The organism is Lyngbya aestuarii BL J, from assembly GCF_000478195.2.
GTDB classification, from domain to species: domain Bacteria; phylum Cyanobacteriota; class Cyanobacteriia; order Cyanobacteriales; family Microcoleaceae; genus Capilliphycus; species Capilliphycus aestuarii.
In genome coordinates this window covers 1-1148 of the sequence record NZ_AUZM01000231.1, presented here as the reverse complement: position 1 = coordinate 1148, position 1148 = coordinate 1, and the positions used below count along the sequence as shown (strand labels likewise).

1 protein-coding gene is annotated in these 1148 nt (G+C 43.5%); it reads right to left on the bottom strand.

Features of this window, described 5'->3' with window-relative positions:
- Nucleotides 1-1148: choice-of-anchor D domain-containing protein (locus M595_RS30355; protein WP_023069879.1), on the bottom strand; the 1148-nt coding region annotated here is incomplete at both ends.

The following is a 1148-nucleotide window of genomic DNA, read 5'->3' as shown; positions in this document are numbered from 1 at the left end:
CAAATATAATCATCTTCTTGACCGCCATAAATGCTATCATTTCCCGAACTTCCCATGAGAGAATCTGAATCTAAATTCCCCCAAATCATATCATTTCCCTCTTTTCCCCAGACTGCATCATTATTTTTACCGCCATAAATGCTATCATTTCCCAAGCCTGTATCGATGTGGTCGTTTCCTTCATTTCCAAAAATTAAGTCATCACTATCTTGACTATAAATATTGTCATCTCCCCCCATTCCAAAGAGAGTATTATTGTTGGAATTTCCAAGAATTTCGTCGTTTTCAACGGTTCCTAATGTCGGTTCAGTATCAGAAGTATTGATAGTTTCAACAATGGAATTGGGGTTAGGAGTAATTTCTGGAATGGTTCGACATTCCCAGTCAATGTTTATGTTGTCAGGAGTAGGTTCGGGTGTGGGAACAGGTTCGGGTTGAGGTTCGGGTGTAGGAACAGGTTGAGGTTCAGGTGTAGGTTCAGGTGTAGGTTCGGGTGTAGGAACAGGTTCAGGTGTAGGTTCGGGTTGAGGTTCGGGTTGAGGTTCGGGTGTAGGAACAGGTGTGGGTTCGGGTGTTGGTTGAGGTTCAGGTGTGGGAACCGGTTCGGGTGTTGGAGTGGGTTCGGGTGTTGGAGTGGGTTCGGGTGTTGGAGTGGGTTCAGGTGTGGGAACCGGGTTGGGAGAAACTACACCAGAAACAGCAAAGTTAAACGGGTTTTCATCCGTGTCGTTGGTTGTAAATGAAAGTTCTCCGTTAAAAGTATTTGCGGTATTTGTATCGAGTTGAACTTCAAAAGTTCCTTGAGAACCCGCAGCAATAACGGTTGGGAAAGTTCCCGCTAAAGTTAACCCGGTGGGAAGTTGTAAATTAGAAAGAGTTAAGTCAGCAGTTCCGTTATTTTCGATAGTGAAGGTTTTGCTAACTACGCTTCCAACCGTCGAAGTTCCGAAGTCAAACGTTCCGGTATTGTCAGCAATATTAGTGGTATTTTGAATAACGGATATTTCGGGAACCGGGTTGGGAGAAACTACACCAGAAACAGCAAAGTTAAACGGGTTTTCATCCGTGTCGTTGGTTGTAAATGAAAGTTCTCCGTTAAAAGTATTTGCGGTATTTGTATCAAGTTGAACATCAAAAGTTCCTTGAGA